Source organism: Staphylococcus sp. MB377, assembly GCF_001922505.1.
Classification (GTDB): domain Bacteria; phylum Bacillota; class Bacilli; order Staphylococcales; family Staphylococcaceae; genus Staphylococcus; species Staphylococcus haemolyticus.
This window is the reverse complement of record NZ_MAON01000054.1, coordinates 1-1,068: the sequence shown is the minus strand read 5'-3', so window position 1 is coordinate 1,068 and position 1,068 is coordinate 1. Positions and strand designations below refer to the sequence as shown.

The following is a 1,068-nucleotide window of genomic DNA, read 5'->3' as shown; positions in this document are numbered from 1 at the left end:
AGTATACACTCCGCTAGCGCTGCGTGACTGGTTCAGGGCTGCGCCCCGAAACCCGCTAAAACCACTGACGCGCCTGCGGCTTGCCCAACGTCTCACGTCACCGGATTAAAATCCGCTCCCGTTCACCGTTTCTGGCTGTCTTTCAGCACCGCCAGCGCTTCATCGGTTCTGCTGTGTCTGGCAGACTGTGCGGCGTTATTCTGATGGGAGAATGCTATGAACAGACTGACAAACCTGACACCTGCAGAGAAAAAATTTCTTGATGATGCTATTGCCGCAGCTGAGAGAGCGTCAGGCAAAAAGCTAAATCAGCCGAACCGGCATATCGTCCTGAACAGAGCGCGTGCGCAGATTGAGTCGCAGCGTTACGCCGACCGCCAGCGTGCATTACGTGAGGATGAGCGGCAGCAGTCCGAGTTTGCCTGGTCACGTCCGCGCGCGCCGCGCCGCTGATTGCGCCTTTTGGCGGTGTAGTGGTGCTGACACTCCGAAATTGCCCGCCATTCACTCCTGTGAATAGCCATGCAGACGCGCAGAAATCATCAGGGGCGTTTTTCAGGGGTTGGTGCGGTGAAAGGTGCCGGAAACGGCTGTCAGGCCGCAGAAACGCGCTGAGGGCCTCTCAGGCAGTGCAGACAACGGATGTTATGGTAAATCCGGTGGCTTTGACGTGCCTGCCGTTGTGTACCGTCGTGAGTGAAAATAATTATATTGTTCGAAGAACAGCGCTTTTTGGCCGGAGAAAAGCAGTTCTGCAAACGATGGTATATCGATATGAGTTCTTTTGGCATTAATCCAGGCAAGACGCCGGGCAATAAGCGTAATATTCCGGATGTTACTTATTTCCATTTCTGTCAACAGCATCCCCCCCCACGCCGGAGAATAAAAAAGCCGCCTGTTCCATCGGCAAGCCCTACATCAATGGAAACTACGTCTTACGATTCGTTTTGAACCGGGACGCTTTGTTGCTGCGAATCACTAACCAGATAATCCACGTTTTGTGAGTGGGTTTATGTTAAGGCTTCAATAGAACAATAATAGCGTTAAGTGATTAGGGCAACCTGTGAT

General features: G+C 52.5%; 2 protein-coding genes. One reads left to right on the top strand and one right to left on the bottom strand.

Annotated features, from left to right (window positions below; all coding sequences use genetic code 11):
* The first annotated feature begins 216 nt into the window (after positions 1-216).
* On the top strand, positions 217-453 hold the full coding sequence (locus BB045_RS09265) for a hypothetical protein (protein ID WP_001676031.1): 237 nt from the start codon (positions 217-219) through the stop codon (positions 451-453).
* A gap of 192 nt (positions 454-645) precedes the next feature.
* Here the strand turns inward: BB045_RS09265 and BB045_RS12030 are convergent, their stop codons facing one another.
* On the bottom strand, positions 646-858 hold the full coding sequence (locus BB045_RS12030; protein ID WP_142236934.1) for a hypothetical protein: 213 nt from the start codon (positions 856-858) through the stop codon (positions 646-648).
* Positions 859-1,068: the final 210 nt, after the last annotated feature.